The sequence below is a fragment of the Nissabacter archeti genome (assembly GCF_018257325.1).
Taxonomy (GTDB): domain Bacteria; phylum Pseudomonadota; class Gammaproteobacteria; order Enterobacterales; family Enterobacteriaceae; genus Chimaeribacter; species Chimaeribacter arupi.
On sequence record NZ_JAERKB010000003.1, the window covers coordinates 338708 to 357849 of the forward strand.

The 19142-nt window shown below is 57.7% G+C and carries 16 protein-coding genes and 3 tRNA genes; 18 read left to right on the forward strand and 1 reads right to left on the reverse strand.

What is annotated here, in order from left to right:
* Positions 1–3 precede the first annotated feature (3 nt).
* From JK232_RS06000 to sucD, 5 genes are all read left to right on the forward strand, one after another.
* Positions 4–720, forward strand: coding sequence for a succinate dehydrogenase iron-sulfur subunit (locus tag JK232_RS06000; protein ID WP_072926216.1), 717 nt, complete (start codon positions 4–6; stop codon positions 718–720).
* A gap of 234 nt (positions 721–954) precedes the next feature.
* The gene (gene sucA / locus JK232_RS06005; protein WP_101827842.1) at positions 955–3762 is read left to right on the forward strand and encodes a 2-oxoglutarate dehydrogenase E1 component; all 2808 of its coding nucleotides are present in this window, start codon (positions 955–957) and stop codon (positions 3760–3762) included.
* Positions 3763–3778: 16 nt separating this feature from the next.
* On the forward strand, positions 3779–5008 hold the full coding sequence (odhB, locus tag JK232_RS06010) for a 2-oxoglutarate dehydrogenase complex dihydrolipoyllysine-residue succinyltransferase (protein ID WP_072926213.1): 1230 nt from the start codon (positions 3779–3781) through the stop codon (positions 5006–5008).
* A gap of 130 nt (positions 5009–5138) precedes the next feature.
* The gene (gene sucC / locus JK232_RS06015) at positions 5139–6305 is read left to right on the forward strand and encodes an ADP-forming succinate--CoA ligase subunit beta (RefSeq protein WP_072926211.1); all 1167 of its coding nucleotides are present in this window, start codon (positions 5139–5141) and stop codon (positions 6303–6305) included.
* Positions 6305–7177 carry a succinate--CoA ligase subunit alpha gene (sucD, locus tag JK232_RS06020; protein ID WP_072926209.1) on the forward strand — a complete coding sequence of 291 codons (873 nt, stop codon included), beginning with the start codon at positions 6305–6307 and terminating at the stop codon, positions 7175–7177. Before sucC ends, sucD begins: the two co-directional genes overlap by 1 nt.
* Positions 7178–7288: 111 nt before the next feature.
* Here the strand turns inward: sucD and JK232_RS06025 are convergent, their stop codons facing one another.
* Positions 7289–8923, reverse strand: a complete 1635-nt coding sequence (locus JK232_RS06025) for a phosphatidylinositol-specific phospholipase C domain-containing protein (protein WP_212588931.1) — start codon at positions 8921–8923, stop codon at positions 7289–7291.
* Between the two features lie 632 nt (positions 8924–9555).
* Between JK232_RS06025 and cydA the strand changes: the two genes are divergently transcribed.
* The 13 genes from cydA (at position 9556) to JK232_RS06090 (ending at position 19139) form a co-directional block, all read left to right on the forward strand.
* Entirely contained in the window at positions 9556–11151 is a 1596-nt protein-coding gene (cydA, locus tag JK232_RS06030) for a cytochrome ubiquinol oxidase subunit I (RefSeq protein WP_212588932.1), read from the forward strand.
* 12 nt (positions 11152–11163) lie between these two features.
* Positions 11164–12303, forward strand: a complete 1140-nt coding sequence (gene cydB, locus JK232_RS06035) for a cytochrome d ubiquinol oxidase subunit II (protein WP_072926205.1) — start codon at positions 11164–11166, stop codon at positions 12301–12303.
* An 11-nt stretch (positions 12304–12314) separates the two neighbouring features.
* Complete coding sequence (cydX, locus tag JK232_RS06040) at positions 12315–12428, forward strand: cytochrome bd-I oxidase subunit CydX (protein ID WP_072926203.1); 114 nt, start codon at positions 12315–12317, stop codon at positions 12426–12428.
* A gap of 273 nt (positions 12429–12701) precedes the next feature.
* Entirely contained in the window at positions 12702–13106 is a 405-nt protein-coding gene (gene ybgC, locus JK232_RS06045; protein ID WP_072926202.1) for a tol-pal system-associated acyl-CoA thioesterase, read from the forward strand.
* Entirely contained in the window at positions 13103–13789 is a 687-nt protein-coding gene (tolQ, locus tag JK232_RS06050) for a Tol-Pal system protein TolQ (RefSeq protein WP_072926200.1), read from the forward strand. Before ybgC ends, tolQ begins: the two co-directional genes overlap by 4 nt.
* A gap of 14 nt (positions 13790–13803) precedes the next feature.
* Positions 13804–14229, forward strand: coding sequence for a colicin uptake protein TolR (gene tolR, locus JK232_RS06055; protein WP_072926199.1), 426 nt, complete (start codon positions 13804–13806; stop codon positions 14227–14229).
* Positions 14230–14335: 106 nt separating this feature from the next.
* Complete coding sequence (gene tolA / locus JK232_RS06060) at positions 14336–15697, forward strand: cell envelope integrity protein TolA (RefSeq protein ID WP_072926875.1); 1362 nt, start codon at positions 14336–14338, stop codon at positions 15695–15697.
* A gap of 129 nt (positions 15698–15826) precedes the next feature.
* Complete coding sequence (gene tolB / locus JK232_RS06065) at positions 15827–17119, forward strand: Tol-Pal system beta propeller repeat protein TolB (protein ID WP_072926197.1); 1293 nt, start codon at positions 15827–15829, stop codon at positions 17117–17119.
* Positions 17120–17163: 44 nt separating this feature from the next.
* Entirely contained in the window at positions 17164–17688 is a 525-nt protein-coding gene (gene pal / locus JK232_RS06070; protein ID WP_072926195.1) for a peptidoglycan-associated lipoprotein Pal, read from the forward strand.
* A gap of 9 nt (positions 17689–17697) precedes the next feature.
* Complete coding sequence (gene cpoB, locus JK232_RS06075; RefSeq protein WP_072926193.1) at positions 17698–18486, forward strand: cell division protein CpoB; 789 nt, start codon at positions 17698–17700, stop codon at positions 18484–18486.
* Between the two features lie 171 nt (positions 18487–18657).
* A tRNA-Lys gene (locus JK232_RS06080) sits at positions 18658–18733 on the forward strand.
* 127 nt (positions 18734–18860) lie between these two features.
* Positions 18861–18936 (forward strand) — tRNA-Lys (locus tag JK232_RS06085).
* Positions 18937–19063: 127 nt separating this feature from the next.
* Positions 19064–19139, forward strand: a tRNA-Lys gene (locus JK232_RS06090).
* Positions 19140–19142: the final 3 nt, after the last annotated feature.

Here is a 19142-nt window from a genome sequence, read left to right on the forward strand (position 1 = left end):
GAAATGAAACTTGAATTTTCGATTTACCGCTACAACCCGGACGTCGATGCCGCGCCCCACATGAAAGAGTATGTGCTCGAGGCGGAAGAAGGCCGCGACATGATGCTGCTGGATGCGCTGATCCAACTCAAGGAGCAGGACCCGTCCCTGACGTTCCGCCGCTCCTGCCGTGAGGGGGTCTGCGGCTCTGACGGCCTCAACATGAACGGCAAAAACGGGCTGGCCTGTATCACCCCGATTTCCGCGCTGCGCAACGGCAACAAGAAAATTGTCATCCGCCCGTTGCCGGGCCTGCCGGTGATCCGCGATCTGGTCGTAGACATGGGGCAATTCTATAAGCAGTATGAGAGAATTAAGCCTTACCTGTTGAATGATGGGCAAAATCCGCCGGCACGCGAGTACCTGCAAACGCCGGATCAGCGGGAAAAACTCGATGGGCTGTATGAGTGCATCCTGTGCGCCTGCTGCTCCACGTCCTGCCCGTCGTTCTGGTGGAACCCGGACAAGTTCGTCGGCCCGGCCGGCCTGCTGGCGGCATACCGCTTCCTGATCGACAGCCGCGACACTGAAACCCAGGCGCGCCTGGACGACCTGGACGATGCCTTCAGCGTGTTCCGTTGCCACAGCATCATGAACTGTGTCAGCGTTTGTCCGAAAGGGCTGAACCCGACTAAGGCAATCGGGCATATCAAGTCTATGCTGTTACAACGCGGCGCGTAAGGGCCGCGGTGCCGGGAGCCTGCGGGTTCCCGGCCTGTTTTACCCGGTTTGACTCTGCTGCGTGATGGCAACAGGAAACCTTTGAAAGCGGCCGCCGCCAGACCGCTTTCAAAGGTTCCTTTACGGGCCTCTCTGCCCGTACCGCATGAACCGTAATTCGGCACACCGTTATACGGCACAACGATGTATGTTAACCACGGCGAAAACTAAAGCTACAAAGCTTAAGGGATCATGATGCAGAACGGCGCAATGAAGGCCTGGCTGGATTCCTCCTATCTGGCGGGCGCGAACCAGTCTTACATAGAGCAGCTCTATGAAGACTTCTTAACCGATCCGGGCTCCGTAGAAGATAGCTGGCGTTCTATTTTCCAACAGCTACCCACCGCGGGTGTGAAACCCGATCAACTCCACTCGAAAACCCGGGATTACTTCCGCCGCCTGGCGAAGGATGCGTCCCGTTACTCCGCGGCGATCAACGATCCCGACACTGACGCCAAACAGGTGAAAGTGTTGCAGCTGATCAACGCCTTCCGCTTCCGCGGGCATCAGCAAGCCAATCTCGACCCCCTTGGCCTGTGGAAACAGGATGAGGTACCGGATCTTGACCCGGCCTACCACAACCTGACCGAGGCGGATTTCCAGGAAACCTTCAACGTCGGTTCGTTTGCCATCGGCAAAGACACCATGCAGCTCGGCGAGCTGTATCAGGCACTGAAGCAGACCTACTGCGGCTCGATTGGCGCCGAATATATGCACATCACCAACACGGACGAGAAACGCTGGATCCAGCAGCGCATCGAGTCCGCGGTGGGCCGCGCCACCTTCAGCCCGGAAGAGAAGAAACGCTTCCTGAAAGAGCTGACGGCAGCCGAAGGGCTGGAACGCTACCTGGGCGCGAAATTCCCCGGTGCGAAGCGCTTCTCACTGGAAGGCGGCGACGCCCTGGTGCCGATGCTCAAAGAGATGATCCGCCATGCGGGCAAAAACGGCACCCGTGAAGTGGTGCTGGGCATGGCGCACCGCGGCCGCCTGAACGTGCTGATTAACGTGCTGGGCAAAAAAACCGAAGAACTGTTTGACGAATTCGCCGGTAAGCACAAAGAGCACCTCGGCACCGGTGACGTGAAGTACCACATGGGCTTCTCCTCCGACGTGGAAACCGAAGGCGGCATGGTGCACCTGGCCCTGGCCTTCAACCCGTCGCACCTGGAGATTGTAAGCCCAGTGGTGATGGGCTCCGTACGCGCCCGCCGCGACCGCCTCGACGAGGCCCGCAGCAACATGGTGCTGCCGATCACCATCCACGGTGACGCGGCAATCACCGGCCAGGGCGTGGTGCAGGAAACCCTGAACATGTCGCAGGCCCGCGGCTACGAAGTGGGCGGCACGGTACGCATCGTGATCAACAACCAGGTGGGCTTTACCACCTCGAACCCGCAGGATGCGCGCTCCACCCAGTACTGTACCGACATCGCGAAAATGGTGCAGTCACCGATTTTCCACGTGAATGCGGATGACCCGGAAGCGGTGGCCTTTGTGACCCGCCTGGCGTTGGATTTCCGTAACACCTTCAAGCGTGACGTGATGATTGACCTGGTGTGCTACCGCCGCCACGGCCATAACGAAGCGGATGAGCCGAGCGCGACCCAGCCGCTGATGTACGCCAAGATCAAAAAACACCCGACGCCGCGCAAACTCTACGCTGACCGCCTGAGCGAAACCGAGGTCGCGAGCCTGGAAGATGCCACGGAAATGATCAACCTCTACCGTGACGCGCTGGATCGCGGCGACTGTGTGGTGGAAGAGTGGCGTCCGATGAACATGCACTCCTTTACCTGGTCGCCGTACCTCAACCACGAGTGGGATGAACCCTACCCGAGCACCGTTGACATGAAGCGCCTGCAGGAGCTGGCACGCCGCATCAGCACCATCCCGGATGCCATTGAAGTGCAGTCGCGTGTGGCCAAGATCTACAACGACCGCAAAGAGATGGCCGAAGGCAACAAAGCCTTTGACTGGGGCGGCGCAGAGAACCTGGCTTACGCCACGCTGGTGGATGAGGGCGTGCCGGTGCGGCTTTCCGGTGAGGACAGCGGCCGCGGCACCTTCTTCCACCGCCATGCGGTGATCCACAACCAGAAAAACGGCGCAGTCTATGTGCCGCTGGCGAACATCCATAACAGCCAGGGCGAATTCCGTGTCTGGGACTCCGTACTGTCTGAAGAGGCGGTGCTGGCGTTTGAATATGGCTACGCCACCGCAGAGCCGCGCACCCTGACCATCTGGGAAGCGCAGTTCGGTGACTTCGCCAACGGCGCGCAGGTGGTGATTGACCAGTTCATCAGCTCCGGCGAGCAGAAATGGGGCCGGATGTGCGGGCTGGTCATGCTGCTGCCGCACGGCTACGAAGGGCAGGGGCCGGAGCACTCCTCCGCACGCCTTGAGCGCTACCTGCAACTCTGCGCGGAGCAGAATATGCAGGTGTGCGTGCCGTCCACCCCGGCACAGGTCTACCACATGCTGCGCCGCCAGGCGCTGCGCGGTATGCGCCGCCCGCTGATCGTGATGTCGCCGAAATCGTTGCTGCGCCACCCGCTGGCCGTCTCCAGCCTGGATGAGCTGGCGAACGGCACCTTTGAGCCGGCGATTGGTGAAGTGGACGCGCTCGACCCGAAACAGGTTAAACGTGTGGTGATGTGCTCCGGTAAGGTCTACTACGATCTGCTGGAACAGCGCCGCAAAAACGAGCAGACCAATGTGGCGATTATCCGCATTGAGCAGCTCTATCCGTTCCCGCATCAGGCAATGCAGGCGGTACTGGCGCAGTATGCCCATGTACATGACTTCGTCTGGTGTCAGGAAGAGCCGCTGAACCAGGGTGCCTGGTACTGCAGCCAGCATAACTTCCGTGAAGTGATTCCTTTCGGGGCTTCTTTACGTTACGCCGGGCGTGCGGCTTCTGCTTCGCCGGCAGTGGGCTATATGTCCGTTCACCAGAAGCAGCAACAAGATCTGGTTAATGACGCGCTGAACGTTGATTAATACATAAGGATAGATAATGAGTAGCGTAGATATTCTGGTTCCTGACCTCCCTGAATCGGTCGCGGATGCCACCGTGGCCACCTGGCACAAAAAACCGGGTGATACCGTTGCGCGTGATGAAGTGCTGGTAGAAATCGAAACCGATAAAGTGGTGCTGGAAGTGCCGGCCTCTGAGGCGGGCATTCTGGACAGCGTACTGGAAGATGAAGGCGCCACCGTGACGTCGCGCCAGATCCTGGCGCGCCTGCGCCCGGGCGACAGCAGCGGCAAGCCGAGCGAAGAGAAAAGCCAGGCCAAAGAGCCGACCCCGGCCCAGCGCCAGACGGCCAGCCTGGAAGAGGAGAGCAACGACGCCCTCAGCCCGGCTATCCGCCGCCTGATCGCCGAGCACAACCTCGACGCCTCTGCCATCAAAGGCAGCGGTGTGGGTGGCCGCCTGACGCGTGAAGACGTGGAGCAGTTCCTGGCGAAAGCCCGCACGGAACAGCCTGCGGCCAAAGCCCCGGAAAGCGCCCCGGCGGCAGCCCCGGCACCGGCACTCGGCGGCCGCAGTGAGAAACGCGTCCCGATGACCCGCCTGCGCAAGCGCGTGGCCGAGCGTCTGCTGGAAGCGAAAAACAGCACCGCGATGCTGACCACCTTCAACGAAATCAACATGAAGCCGATCATGGATCTGCGCAAGCAGTACGGCGAGGCGTTTGAGAAACGCCACGGCGTGCGCCTGGGCTTCATGTCCTTCTACCTGAAAGCGGTGGTGGAAGCGCTGAAACGCTTCCCGGAAGTGAACGCCTCCATCGACGGCGAAGATGTGGTGTACCACAACTATTTCGACATCAGCATTGCCGTTTCCACGCCGCGCGGCCTGGTCACGCCGGTACTGCGTGATGTGGATACGCTGGGTATGGCTGACATCGAAAAGAGCATCAAAGAGCTGGCGGTGAAAGGCCGTGACGGCAAGCTGAAAGTGGAAGAGCTGACCGGCGGTAACTTCACCATCACCAACGGCGGGGTCTTCGGGTCACTGATGTCCACGCCGATTATCAACCCACCGCAGAGCGCCATCCTGGGGATGCACGCCATCAAAGATCGCCCGATGGCGGTCAATGGCCAGGTGGTGATTCTGCCGATGATGTATCTGGCGCTCTCTTACGATCACCGCCTGATCGACGGCCGCGAGTCCGTTGGCTTCCTGGTGACCATCAAAGAGATGCTGGAAGATCCGTCCCGCCTGCTGCTGGACGTCTAAGCCATTGCCGGGCGCCGTGCGCGGCGCCCGATAACGTACACATGGTCGTGCCGGATGGCCCGGAACGTGGGATTTCCACGGCGGGTCACGGGGGCGGCTGAGTCTTTCAGACCTGAATGGATAGAACATCATGAACTTACACGAGTATCAGGCAAAACAACTTTTTGCACGGTATGGCCTGCCTGCGCCGACCGGTTATGCCTGCACGACCCCGCGTGAAGCGGAAGAAGCAGCCTCCAAAATTGGGGCCGGCCCGTGGGTGGTGAAGTGCCAGGTACATGCCGGCGGCCGCGGTAAAGCGGGCGGCGTTAAAGTCGTGAAAAGCAAGGAAGAGATCCGCGCTTTCGCTGAACAGTGGCTGGGCAAAAAACTGGTGACCTACCAGACAGACGCCAACGGCCAGCCGGTTCACCAGATCCTGGTGGAAGCGGCAACCGACATCGAGAAAGAGCTGTACCTGGGCGCCGTGGTTGACCGCAGCTCCCGTCGCGTGGTGTTCATGGCGTCAACAGAAGGCGGCGTGGAAATTGAGAAAGTGGCGGAAGAGACCCCGCACCTGATCCACAAAATGGCGCTCGACCCGCTGACCGGCCCGCAGCCGTACCAGGGGCGCGAACTGGCGTTCAAACTCGGCCTGACCGGCAAACAGGTTCAGCAGTTCACCAAGATCTTTATGGGTCTGGCGAACATCTTCCTGGAGCGCGACCTGGCGCTGATTGAAATCAACCCGCTGGTGATCACCAAGCAGGGCGACCTGATCTGCCTCGACGGCAAACTGGGCGCGGACGGCAATGCCCTGTTCCGCCAGCCGGAACTGCGTGAAATGCAGGACCCGAGCCAGGAAGATGCGCGTGAAGCGCACGCTGCGCAATGGGAACTGAACTACGTGGCGCTGGACGGCAACATCGGCTGCATGGTGAACGGCGCCGGTCTGGCAATGGGCACCATGGACATCGTGAAACTGCACGGGGGTGACCCGGCCAACTTCCTCGACGTCGGCGGCGGCGCAACCAAAGAGCGCGTGACCGAAGCGTTCAAAATCATCCTCTCTGATGAGAAAGTGAAAGCGGTGTTCGTCAACATCTTCGGCGGCATCGTGCGTTGCGACCTGATTGCTGACGGCATCATCGGCGCGGTCTCTGAAGTGGGTGTCAGCGTGCCGGTAGTGGTGCGTCTGGAAGGGAACAATGCCGAGCTGGGTGCCCAGAAACTGGCAGACAGCGGCCTGAATATTATTGCAGCGACCAGCCTGACGGATGCGGCGCAGCGCGTTGTTGCGGCAGTGGAGGGGAAATAATGTCCATTTTAATTAATAAAGAGACCAAAGTGATCTGCCAGGGCTTCACCGGCAGCCAGGGCACGTTCCACTCCGAACAGGCGATCGCCTACGGAACCCAGATGGTCGGCGGCGTTACGCCGGGCAAAGGCGGCACCGAGCACCTCGGCCTGCCGGTGTTCAACACCGTGCGTGAGGCGGTAGAGCAAACCGGCGCCACCGCGTCTGTTATCTACGTTCCGGCCCCGTTCTGCAAAGACTCCATCCTGGAAGCGCTGGATGCCGGCATTAAGCTGATTATCTGCATCACCGAAGGCATCCCGACGCTGGACATGCTGGTGGTGAAAGCCAAACTGGAGCAGACCGACGCACGCATGATCGGCCCGAACTGCCCAGGTGTGATCACCCCAGGCGAATGCAAAATCGGCATCATGCCGGGCCACATCCACAAACCGGGCAAAGTGGGCATCGTCTCTCGTTCCGGTACCCTGACCTATGAAGCGGTCAAGCAGACCACGGATTACGGTTTCGGCCAGTCCAGCTGCGTCGGCATCGGCGGTGACCCGATCCCAGGCTCTAACTTCATCGACATCCTGAAGCTGTTCCAGGAAGACCCGCAGACCGAAGTGATCGTGATGATCGGTGAAATCGGCGGGAACGCAGAAGAAGAAGCGGCCGCTTACATCAAAGAGCACGTGACCAAACCGGTGGTCGGTTACATCGCGGGTGTGACGGCGCCGAAAGGCAAACGCATGGGCCATGCCGGTGCGATTATCGCCGGCGGCAAAGGCACGGCGGATGACAAATTCGCTGCACTGGAAGCGGCAGGCGTGAAAACCGTGCGCAGCCTGGCTGACATCGGCGAAGCAGTGAAATCCCTGCTGCCGAACTGAGGCTGACCCCGCGTTATCACGTGGGTATCCAGCAGACATCAGCCTGAAAGGCCACCTTGAGGTGGCCTTTTTTTATGGCAGAACGGCAGCGGGGCAGGGCGTACCGCGGGGTTAATATAAGGTGATATTTCCCCTGGCAGGGGCCTCACTGTCGGTATCCATACTGACCGGTTGGCGGGTGGCCGGCTGGGCATCGACCACCATGTTAAATTTGGAGAGGTAGTTGCCGGGGATCGACTGGGCGGCACTGATCACCTCTTCCGGCGCACCGGTAAACGCCGGCATGACAGGGGTGTCACTGGCATTCTGGTCGGATGCCGCCGCAGCACCGCCGGTTTTTTCCAGGCCAAAACTCTGGTCTTTGCCCGGCGCGTAACAGGTGCGCAGTGACAGGCTCTTTTTGTCATCGCCTAAAGTCAGGCAGCGCTGGGTGCCGGACAACCAACTGCGCAACCGGCCGCGTTCGGCACTCCATTTCTGGTTGGGGCTCCCGCTGCAAGGCCAGAAAATAATCGATGCATTCTCTTTGTTCTGCCCATCTTTGACATCCAGGCATTGGTTGCCGAGTTTCAGCTGGTCATGTTCAAGGCGCAGGCGCTGCCTTTCCGGCACCGGGCTGCCGCACTGTTCGACTATCGCTTTGGCCCCCTTGGCAGCCGGCGTGCTCCCTTGCGTCGCGACGCACTGGCCGGTGGATTTCAGCAGCAATTGATGATGGGTAAAATTATCCCGGTTTTTCTGGATAACCGACTGAATCAGCCCTTTGCCGGGGAAGTCTGCGGCAATAATCCCGGTGTCTGTAATATGCTCGTTACTGTTAAGGTAGTTTTTAGTTAACGTATTGGTACCTTCAAACGCGATGGTACAAATACCGATAAAACAGGAGACGCGGGGGAAATCAGGGTATCGGTGTTTCCAGCCCGGCGTGGTCAGGCCGGTCGCCAGGCGGCCCGCTGAGGTGCCGGCGCTGGAGTGGCCGCTGGCAACAAAATAGGGGAAGGAGCCGCCGGAGCCGCTCAGGTGGTTGATGGTAATGCCACTATTGTTATTATTCGCGTTGATAAAGGATTTTATCTTTTCCCATTTACTGTACTGTGACCAGTTGGTTTTCATATGGTAATCGTCTTGCTTAGGAATATCACCAAAGTCATACCCTTCCGCATTCCCGTACACACCATCATAAATTACCACGATTTTCCCGCGCATATCGCCCAGGGTCAGCTGTTTATTCCACGTAAAGCTTCGGGGGGATTTAAATACCTTGTTGTATTTCTTTAAATATTCATCCAGGGTTTCATTTGTCGTGCGGGTATTATCGGCCGGTGTATGCTCCTCTTTAATCCGCATAAATACCGTTTCAGTGGGGTTAGCCGCAAGAAACGCCGTAGTTTGTGAGAGCACATCATCAAAATTCAGATGCTGATAAACCGGACCGTGGTGAATGGCAAAATGGTTATCAATATGGCGTACGCGGATGTCCAGGTAGCGGATCCCGGCGTTCAGCTGCTGGCTGATGGTCATCACCTGGTTGGCGATGGCAGCACCGCCATAGCGCGAGCCGGAATCATGGGTGCCGGGAATACTCAACTGGCCCAGCGGCGTACTGTCATCAATATCACTCATCCAGCGGGTACGGGAATAGTCCAGATACTTCGTGTCATGGCTATACCCGTCATCTTTATGCGCCTGTGTCGCGCCGGAAAACATCGCCAGCAGCGGAATCGCTAATAACATCACCTTTTTCATAGAACAGCAGACCTTAAATTAATCGGGGGGAAATAAATAGCCGCGATTCTAGGTGTGCTTAATTAATGGCGTCAATAAAAAGGCCGTGGCAGGCCGGGTTCAGGGTATTTTCCGAATAATAACCGGGAGGTTTTCCCTGACCTATTTATTCCTGTTATGGAAAGCTGTCATTGTTTTATTTATACCGGCGTCACACCGGGTGTGATTTAAATGTTGTTGTTTTTAACAAATTTAACAGATGGTTAAACTTCAGCGAGAGTAAAGGGAAGTAGCAACAAAATTGATACAAAACAAATTTTTCTGTGGCGTAAAAGTAAATGAATTAATTTTAATTGATTTAGATCAAGTTTAGCTATGCCGCTTATTTGAGAGAATTTGATCGGCTCAGAAAAAGTAAACAAACTCCCTATTGCCTTATTTATTGTGGGGGTATGGCGGCGTATTATAGCCACGCTAAAAAACAGCCACACGTTTATCGTCTTTGTTTCCCGAACACCTTCCGCATTCCTGCCCGGCAGGGGAGGGTTTTCCGGCAGCAATTTTTTTAGGCACACACTGATGGTTAACCGGGTTCGCTGTTACCGCCCGCGCGCCACCTGTTGAAGTCTTCCTGCGAGAGGCAAGGAGTCATAATGTTGGATGTAGTCGAACTGTCGCGTTTACAGTTTGCCCTCACGGCCATGTACCATTTCCTGTTTGTTCCGCTGACGCTCGGTATGGCGTTCCTGCTGGCGATCATGGAAACGGTCTATGTGCTCTCCGGTAAACAAATCTATAAAGATATGACCAAATTCTGGGGCAAGCTGTTTGCCATCAACTTCGCGCTGGGAGTTGCTACCGGCCTGACGATGGAGTTCCAGTTCGGCACCAACTGGTCCTATTTTTCCCACTACGTCGGCGATATCTTCGGCGCGCCGCTGGCGATTGAAGGGCTGATGGCCTTCTTCCTCGAGTCCACGCTGGTGGGGCTGTTCTTCTTCGGCTGGGACCGCCTGAGCAAAGTGCAGCACATGACCGTGACCTGGCTGGTGGCGCTCGGCTCCAACCTGTCGGCCCTCTGGATCCTGGTGGCCAGCGGCTGGATGCAGAACCCGATCGCCTCTGAGTTCAACTACGAAACCATGCGCATGGAGATGGTCAGCTTCGCCGATCTGGTGTTTAACCCGGTGGCGCAGGTGAAATTCGTGCATACCGTCGCCGCCGGTTACTGCACCGGCGCGATGTTTATCATGGGCATCAGCTCCTACTACCTGCTGAAAGGGCGCGATCTGGCCTTCGCCAAACGCTCCTTCGCCATTGCCGCCAGTTTCGGCATGGCGGCAGTGCTGTCGGTGATTGTGCTGGGGGATGAGTCCGGGTATGAGATGGGCGATGTGCAGAAGGTCAAACTGGCGGCGATTGAGGCCGAGTGGGAGACACAGCCCGCCCCGGCCAGCTTCACGCTGATTGGCCTGCCGGACCAGGACAACATGGAGAACGGCTACAGCATCCAGATCCCGTACCTGCTGGGGATTATTGCCACCCGCTCTGTGGACCAGCAGGTGACCGGCCTGCGGGAGCTGATGGGGCAGCATGAGGTGCGGATCCGCAACGGCATGAAAGCCTACCAGTTGCTGGAGGCCCTGCGCGCCGGGAATACCGACCCGGCCGTGCGGGAAGCGTTCAACAACACCAAGCAGGATCTCGGCTACGGCATGTTGCTCAAGCGCTACACCGACAACATCACCGACGCGACCGACGCCCAGATTACGCTGGCAACCAAAGACTCTATCCCGCGTGTCGCGCCGCTCTACTTCTCGTTCCGTATCATGGTGGCCTGCGGCGTGATGATGCTGCTGGTGATTGGTGTCTCCTTTATCACCGTGCTGCGCGGGCGCATCGGCCAGAAACGCTGGCTGCACCGCGCCGCCCTCTATGCCATGCCGCTGCCGTGGATAGCCATTGAGTCCGGCTGGTTCGTGGCGGAATATGGCCGCCAGCCCTGGGCGATTGGCGAAGTGCTGCCGACCGCGGTGGCCAACTCCTCGCTGACGGCCGGTGACATTCTGTTCTCGATGCTGCTGATCTGCGGCCTGTACACCCTGTTCCTGGTGATTGAGATGTACCTGATGTTCAAATTTGCGCGCCTGGGGCCAAGCAGCCTGAAAACCGGCCGCTACCACTTTGAACAGCCGGTGGTCACTGAACCGGTTCCGACCCTTATCGCCACCCAGCCGCAGGTTCAGTAAAGGAGCGCCATGATGTTTGATTACGAGGTATTGCGTCTTGTCTGGTGGGGGTTGATTGGCGTGCTGCTGATTGGCTTTGCCGTGACCGACGGGTTTGATATGGGCGTGGGGGTGCTGCTGCGTATCCTCGGCCGCACAGACACCGAACGCCGGGTGATGATCAACGCCATCGCCCCACACTGGGACGGCAACCAGGTATGGTTGATCACCGCCGGCGGCGCGCTGTTCGCCGCCTGGCCGATGGTTTACGCCGCTGCGTTCTCCGGTTTCTATATCGCGATGATCCTGGTGCTCGCCGCGCTGTTTTTCCGCCCGCTTGGGTTTGACTACCGCGCCAAGGTGGATGACCGCCGCTGGCGCAACCTGTGGGACTGGGGCATTTTTGTCGGCAGTTTCGTCCCGGCGCTGGTGTTCGGTGTGGCGTTCGGCAACCTGTTGCAGGGCGTGCCGTTCCATGTCGATGCCTACCTGCGGCTGTTCTATACCGGTAATTTCTTCCAGCTGCTTAACCCGTTTGGCCTGCTGGCCGGGGTGGTCAGCCTGACGATGCTGGTGACGCAAGGGGCGACCTACCTGCAGATGCGCACCACCGGCGAACTGCATCTGCGCAGTCGCGCCGCGGCGCAACTTTCTGCCCTGGTGATGATGGTGGCGTTCCTGCTGGCCGGCCTCTGGCTGGTTAACGGCATCGATGGCTATGTGGTGACGTCAGTGCTGGAACGCGGGGCGGAATCCAACCCGCTGCGCAAAGAGGTGGCGCATCAGGCCGGGGCGTGGCTGGCGAACTTCAACCAGCATCCGGGGCTGTGGGCGCTGCCGCTGCTGGGCGTGCTGCTGCCGCTGGTGACCATCATGATGGCGCGGCTGAACCGCAGCGCCTGGGCGTTTGTCAGTAACTCGCTGACCATCGCCTGCGTGATCCTCACCACCGGCGTCACGATGTTCCCGTTTGTGATGCCGTCCGTGACGGACCCGAACGCCAGCCTGACCCTGTGGGACGCGACCTCCAGCCTGCTGACGCTGCGGGTGATGACGGTAGTCGCGATCATTTTCGTGCCTGTGGTGCTGGCGTATACCAGCTGGGCTTACTACAAGATGTTCGGCCGCATCGACAAGGCGTTCATCGACAACAACACCCACTCCCTCTATTAAGGAGCTAACTGATGTGGTATTTCGCCTGGATCCTCGGCACCTTGCTGGCCTGCGCGTTCGGCATCATCACGGCGCTGGCGCTGGAGCATCATGAGGCTGCGGAGTCAGCCAAAAGCGGCCGGTAACCCTGCCGTGCTGCACCAGGAAACAATACCGTGCAGCATTAAGAAAATAGTGCGCCGATAAAACAGCGCGCACAGATAAAAAGGGGCGCCGCGCAAGGTGCCCCTTTATCGTGTGGGGTGGGCAGGAAATAAACTTTTTTTGCTAATAATTTACATTAATTTATAGCGCCCAGACTGGACCGATAATTATTTCTCTGTAACTCTGGCAACCCATTCCCAACCTGAATGCCATTGCGTATAGTAAGCGCGTTTAATTGCAGGACGGGATGTAGAGTGAGTAATCCGTTGTTCCGATGGCCGGTTCGTGTCTATTACGAAGATACGGATGCGGGTGGCGTGGTCTATCACGCTCGTTATGTTGCCTTTTATGAGAGAGCGCGCACAGAAATGCTGCGCCAACACCATTTTCATCAACAGCAATTGTTGGCTGATCATGTCGCTTTCGCTGTCCGCCGCATGACGGTGGAGTACTTTGCCCCCGCACGTCTGGATGATTTGCTGGAAGTGCAGAGTGAAATTACTGCGCTGCGCGGTGCCTCGCTCACGTTTGCTCAAAAAATCCTCGATGCGCAGGGAACGCTTCTGAGCAGTGCAGAAGTCCTGATCGCCTGCATCGACCCACACCAAATGAAGCCGATAGCGCTTCCCAAGTCTATTGTCGCGGAGTTTAAGCAGTGACTGACATGAACATTCTTGATCTCTTTTTGAAGGCCAGCCTTCTGGTGAAGCTTATCATGCTGATTTTGATAGGCTTTTCGGTGGTGTCCTGGGCTATTATCATCCAGCGCACACGCATCCTGAATGCGGCTACCCGCGATGCGGAAGCGTTCGAGGATAAATTCTGGTCGGGGATTGAGCTTTCCCGCCTTTACCAGGAGAGCCAGACGCGCCGTGACGCCCTGACCGGCTCTGAGCAGATTTTCTACGCCGGCTTCAAAGAGTTTGCCCGCCTGCACCGCGCCAACAACCATGCGCCGGAAGCAGTGATCGAAGGGGCGTCGCGCGCGATGCGCATCTCCATGAACCGTGAGCTGGAAACGCTGGAAACCCACATCCCGTTCCTCGGCACCGTCGGCTCCATCAGCCCTTATATCGGCCTGTTCGGCACCGTATGGGGCATCATGCACGCCTTTATCGCGCTGGGCGCGGTCAAGCAAGCCACGTTGCAGATGGTTGCCCCCGGGATCGCAGAAGCCCTGATCGCCACCGCGATCGGCCTGTTCGCCGCCATCCCGGCCGTTATGGCCTATAACCGGCTTAACCAGCGCGTGAACAAACTGGAGCAGAACTACGACAACTTCACGGAAGAGTTCACCGCCATCCTGCACCGTCAGGCATTCTCCAGCGAGAGCAGCAAATAAGGTAGGGGGAGAGCATGGCACGTGGTCGTCGCGGTCGCCGCGAACTGAAATCGGAAATCAACATTGTTCCTTTGCTCGACGTGTTGCTGGTGCTGTTGCTGATCTTTATGGCGACCGCCCCCATCATCACCCAGAGCGTGGAAGTTGATTTGCCGGATGCAACGGATTCAAAAGCCGTCGGCAACAATGACAATCCGCCGGTTATCGTGGAAGTCTCCGGGGTCGGCCAATACACGATGGTGGTCGATCACCAGCGTATGGAACAACTGCCGGAGCAGCAGGTGATCGCTGAAGCAGCCGATCGCATGAAAGCCAACCCCAAGACGGTATTCCTGATCGGGGGCGCAAAAGAGGTGCCGTATGATGAAATTATTAAGGCACTGAATATGCTGCACCAGGCGGGTGTGACCTCGGTAGGGTTAATGACACAGCCTATTTAAGGCCAGGCCGGCCCCGGTGCCGGCCCTTATTATCCGGGTTTTCAACGCGCAGGGAGAGGGCGGTTGAAAACCTTGTTTTTTGGTAATCCTGTTTTGGGAATCTATTGTGGTAAAGGCAACTGAGCAAAACGATAAGCTAAAACGCGCCGTTATTGTTTCGGTGGTGCTGCACATCATATTGATTGGCCTGCTGATCTGGGGATCGCTCACCGAGGATATGTCCATGAGCGGTGGCGGCGGCGGTGAAGATGGCGGCAGCGCGATTGATGCCGTGATGGTCGATCCGGGTGCCGTGGTTCAGCAATATAACCGCCAGCAGCAACAGCAAACCGACGCCCAGCGCGCGGCTCAGTTACGCCAGAAAAAGGCCGAGCAGCAAGCAGAAGAGTTGCAACAGAAGCAGGCTGCGGAACAGCAGCGCCTGAAGGCGCTGGAGAAAGAGCGCCTGGCCGCGCAGGAGGCCCAGCAGAAAGAGGCTCAGGCGCTGGCCGAACAGCAGAAACAGGCACAAGCGGCTGCCGCCAAAGCACAGGCGCAACAGAAACAGGCGGAAGCTGCCGCGGCGCAAGCGAAAGCAGAAGCGGAAGCGGCCGCCGCACAGGCCAAAGCCGAGGCGAAAGCCCAGGCAGACGCCGCGAAACAGGCAGCTGAGCAGGCGAAAAAAGAAGCCGCTGCGGCCGCTGCCGCGGCGAAAAAGCAGGCGGCAGACGAGGCGAAGAAAGCCGCTGCGGAAGCGAAGAAGCAGGCGGAAGCCGAGGCGAAGCAACAGGCCGCGGAAGAGGCGAAGAAAGCTGCCGCAGACGCGAAGAAACAGGCAGAAGCCGAGGCGAAAAAAGCCGCCGAAGCTGAAGCGAAAAAAGCGGCAGAGGCTGAGGCGAAAAAAGCCGCCGCAGCCGAAGCGAAAAAACAGGCTGCGGAAGAGGCCAAACAGGCCGCCGCAGAAAAAGCCGCGGCCGAAAAAGCCGCCGCAGAAAAAGCCGCTGCGGCTGAGAAAGCCGCCGCCGCGAAGAAAGCCGCGGCCGATGCCAAGAAAAAGGCGGCAGCCGAAGCCGCCAAACAAAGTGAAGATGTGGATGACCTGTTCGGCGGGCTGGCCTCGTCGAAGAATGCCCCGAAAGCAGGCGGCGCGGCCAGCGGCAACGCCTCCGGTGCTGCCGGTGCGGCAGGGCAGGGCAAGAATAAGAACAGTGGGGCCTCCGGGGCGGATATCGCCAGCTATGGCAGCCAGATCCAGGCAGCCATCCAGAGCAAGTTTTATGACGCCCAGCTCTACAAAGGCCGTACCTGTACGCTGCGTATCAAGCTGGCGCCGGATGGCCTGCTGATTGACGTCAAACCGGAAGGGGGCGACCCGGCCCTCTGCCAGGCGGCCGTCGCTGCGGCCAAGCAGGCAAGGATTCCTAAGCCACCAAGTAAAGATGTTTATGAGGTGTTTAAGAACGCGCCGTTGGACTTCAAACCACGTTAAGCGCATAACGCAGCAAGTTTTAAGACTTTTACTATAGTTTCACGGGTAATGTTCTAGTTTTGTGTGCGTTGGTTAGTTAAAATTCTGCTAAATTATCGCGGGCAGAACCGTCCAGATAAGGGAGAGACAATGAAGCAGGCATTTCGAGTAGCGATGGGCCTTTTGATGTTGTGGGCCACCGTTCTTCATGCGGAAGTCCGCATTGAGATTACCCAGGGTGTGGATTCCGCGCGCCCGATCGGCGTGGTGCCGTTCAAATGGGCTGGGCCGGGCAGTGCACCGGAAGAGATTGGCGCTATCGTGGGCGCGGATCTGCGCAACAGCGGCAAATTCAATCCGATCGATGCTGCCCGTATGCCGCAGCAGCCGACCAGCGCCGCAGAAGTGACGCCGGCCGCCTGGACGGCACTGGGTATTGACGCCGTGGTGGTTGGGCAGATCCAGCCGGATGCAGGCGGTAACTACCTGGTCTCTTACCAGCTGGTGGACACCTCCGGCGCGCCGGGCACCGTGCTGGCCCAGAACCAGTACAAAGTCACCAAGCAGTGGCTGCGCTATGCGGCGCACACCGCCAGTGATGAAGTTTTCGAGAAGCTGACCGGTATCAAAGGGGCGTTCCGTACCCGCATTGCGTATGTGGTGCAGACCAACGGCGGCCAGTTCCCGTATGAAGTACGCGTAGCGGATTACGACGGCTACAACCAGTTCGTGGTTCACCGTTCACCGCAGCCGCTGATGTCCCCGGCCTGGTCGCCGGACGGCAGCAAACTGGCGTACGTGACCTTTGAAAGCGGCCGCTCTGCGCTGGTGGTTCAGACCCTGTCAAACGGGGCTATCCGTCAGATTGCGTCGTTCCCGCGTCACAACGGTGCGCCGGCCTTCTCGCCGGACGGCAGCAAACTGGCTTTCGCGCTCTCCAAAAGCGGCAGCCTGAACCTGTATGTGATGAACCTCGGTTCCGGCCAGATCAGCCAGGTGACCGACGGACGTAACAATAACACCGAACCGACCTGGTTCCCGGACAGCCAGAACCTGGCCTTCACCTCCGATCAGGGTGGCCGTCCGCAGTTGTATAAAGTCAATATTAATGGCGGTGCGCCGCAACGCCTGACATGGGAAGGTTCTCAGAATCAGGACGCTGACGTCAGCAGTGACGGCAAGTTCCTGGCAATGGTGAGTTCCAATGGTGGCGCGCAACACATCGCCAAACAAGATCTGGAAACGGGAGCCGTCCAAACGTTGACGGACACGTTCCTGGATGAGACGCCTAGTATCGCACCGAATGGCACCATGGTGATTTACAGCTCCACACAAGGGCTGGGTTCCGTGTTACAGCTGGTCTCGACTGATGGGCGTTTCAAAGCGCGTCTTCCGGCTACCGATGGACAGGTCAAATTCCCTGCCTGGTCGCCGTATCTGTGATGCATGTGTGAATATGTATGGCAAACAATAAAAGGATCAAAGAGATGCAACTGAATAAAGTGCTGAAAGGGCTGATGCTGGCATTACCGGTTATCGCTATCGCTGCATGTAGCTCTAACAAAAGCGCAAACAATGACCAATCTGGTATGGGCGCCGGCGGCACTGGTATGATGGAAAACGGCAGCGCAGGCGCAGGCAACATGTCGTCTGACGAGCAAGCACGTCTCCAGATGCAAGAGCTGCAACGGAACAACATCGTTTACTTCGACCTGGACAAGTACGATATCCGTTCTGACTTCGCTCAAATGCTGGATGCGCACGCAGCCTTCCTGCGCGGCAACCCGTCTTATAAAGTGACCATCGAAGGTCATGCGGACGAACGCGGCACGCCGGAATACAACATTTCCCTGGGTGAGCGTCGTGCTAACTCCGTGAAAATGTACCTGCAAGGCAAAGGCGTATCTGAAGACCAGATCGCTATCGTTTCTTACGGTAAAGAGAAACCTGCCGTACTGGGCCATGACGAGTCGGCTTACGCCAAAAACCGTCGTGCCGTACTGGTATACTAAGAGAATCGCATGAGCAGTAACTTCAGACATTCTTTATTAAGTCTGGCGTTACTGGTTGGCGTAGCGGCCCCCTGGGCCGCTACTGCCCAGGCGCCAATCAGTAATGTCGGCTCTGGCTCGGTGGAAGACCGTGTCACGCAGCTTGAGCGTATCTCCAATGCTCACAGTCAACTTTTAACCCAACTCCAGCAACAGCTCGCCGATTCCCAACGTGATGTGGACTCCCTTCGTGGCCAGATCCAGGAGAATCAGTACCAGCTGAATCAGATTGTCGAACGGCAAAAGCAGATTTATCAGCAAATAGACAGCCTGAGCAGCCAGGGCGCTGCGGCGGCACCTGCCGCACCGGCTGCTGATGCCGGCGCTGCTGCTGCACCGTCTGCCGCTGCAGCAGACACGGCATCTGCACCGGCCAGCAGCGGTGATGCCAACACCGACTACAACAATGCGGTGTCACTGGCGCTGGAAAAGAAACAATACGACCAGGCGATAAGCGCCTTCCAGGCGTTTATCAAGCAATACCCGGACTCCACTTACCTGCCGAACGCCAATTACTGGCTGGGGCAGTTGTATTACAACAAAGGTAAGAAGGATGATGCGGCCTACTATTACGCGGTTGTGGTCAAAAATTTCCCCAAATCCCCAAAAAGCGCAGATGCGATGTTTAAAGTCGGCGTGATCATGCAGGATAAAGGGCAGAAAGATAAAGCCAAAGCCGTGTACCAGCAGGTGCAGAAACAGTACCCGAATACGGATGCTGCCAAGCAATCGCAAAAGCGTCTTTCCGCGCTCGGCTAGCACGTTACGCCCAGAATTTGGCCATTTCGCTTGATTTCTGGGCGTGAACGCGTGAAGAACAAGCAGTTGATGCCATCATTAAGAAATAGTGGTTGCACTGCGAAGATAAATTAGTAATATATGCCGCCGTTGCCAAGACAACTGTAAAACGTTAAGGCAGCAAGGAATTATGGGTCGTTAGCTCAGTTGGTAGAGCAGTTGACTTTTAATCAATTGGTCGCAGGTTCGAATCCTGCACGACCCACCATCATTTAAAGAAGATGATGGATGTAAGGAAGTGAAGGATAACAACGCGCAAGCGTTGGCCCGAAGGGCGAGGCCAGAGGCCGAGTCATCCTGCACGACCCACCATGATTCCAGCAGTACCGCACAGCGGGTCGTTAGCTCAGTTGGTAGAGCAGTTGACTTTTAATCAATTGGTCGCAGGTTCGAATCCTGCACGACCCACCATCATTTAAAGAAGGTGATGGATGTAAGGAAGTGAAGGATAACAACGCGCAAGCGTTGGCCCGAAGGGCGAGGCCAGAGGCCGAGTCATCCTGCACGACCCACCATGATTCCAGCAGTACCGCACAGCGGGTCGTTAGCTCAGTTGGTAGAGCAGTTGACTTTTAATCAATTGGTCGCAGGTTCGAATCCTGCACGACCCACCATCA

What these genes read in the sequence shown, in the direction of transcription:
- JK232_RS06000 (WP_072926216.1), top strand. Translation starts at nt 4, where the DNA reads ATGAAACTTGAATTTTCGATTTACCGCTACAACCCGGACGTCGATGCC.
- sucA (WP_101827842.1), top strand. Translation starts at nt 955, where the DNA reads ATGCAGAACGGCGCAATGAAGGCCTGGCTGGATTCCTCCTATCTGGCG.
- odhB (WP_072926213.1), top strand. Translation starts at nt 3,779, where the DNA reads ATGAGTAGCGTAGATATTCTGGTTCCTGACCTCCCTGAATCGGTCGCG.
- sucC (WP_072926211.1), top strand. Translation starts at nt 5,139, where the DNA reads ATGAACTTACACGAGTATCAGGCAAAACAACTTTTTGCACGGTATGGC.
- sucD (WP_072926209.1), top strand. Translation starts at nt 6,305, where the DNA reads ATGTCCATTTTAATTAATAAAGAGACCAAAGTGATCTGCCAGGGCTTC.
- JK232_RS06025 (WP_212588931.1), bottom strand. Translation starts at nt 8,923, where the DNA reads ATGAAAAAGGTGATGTTATTAGCGATTCCGCTGCTGGCGATGTTTTCC.
- cydA (WP_212588932.1), top strand. Translation starts at nt 9,556, where the DNA reads ATGTTGGATGTAGTCGAACTGTCGCGTTTACAGTTTGCCCTCACGGCC.
- cydB (WP_072926205.1), top strand. Translation starts at nt 11,164, where the DNA reads ATGTTTGATTACGAGGTATTGCGTCTTGTCTGGTGGGGGTTGATTGGC.
- cydX (WP_072926203.1), top strand. Translation starts at nt 12,315, where the DNA reads ATGTGGTATTTCGCCTGGATCCTCGGCACCTTGCTGGCCTGCGCGTTC.
- tolR (WP_072926199.1), top strand. Translation starts at nt 13,804, where the DNA reads ATGGCACGTGGTCGTCGCGGTCGCCGCGAACTGAAATCGGAAATCAAC.
- tolB (WP_072926197.1), top strand. Translation starts at nt 15,827, where the DNA reads ATGAAGCAGGCATTTCGAGTAGCGATGGGCCTTTTGATGTTGTGGGCC.
- pal (WP_072926195.1), top strand. Translation starts at nt 17,164, where the DNA reads ATGCAACTGAATAAAGTGCTGAAAGGGCTGATGCTGGCATTACCGGTT.
- cpoB (WP_072926193.1), top strand. Translation starts at nt 17,698, where the DNA reads ATGAGCAGTAACTTCAGACATTCTTTATTAAGTCTGGCGTTACTGGTT.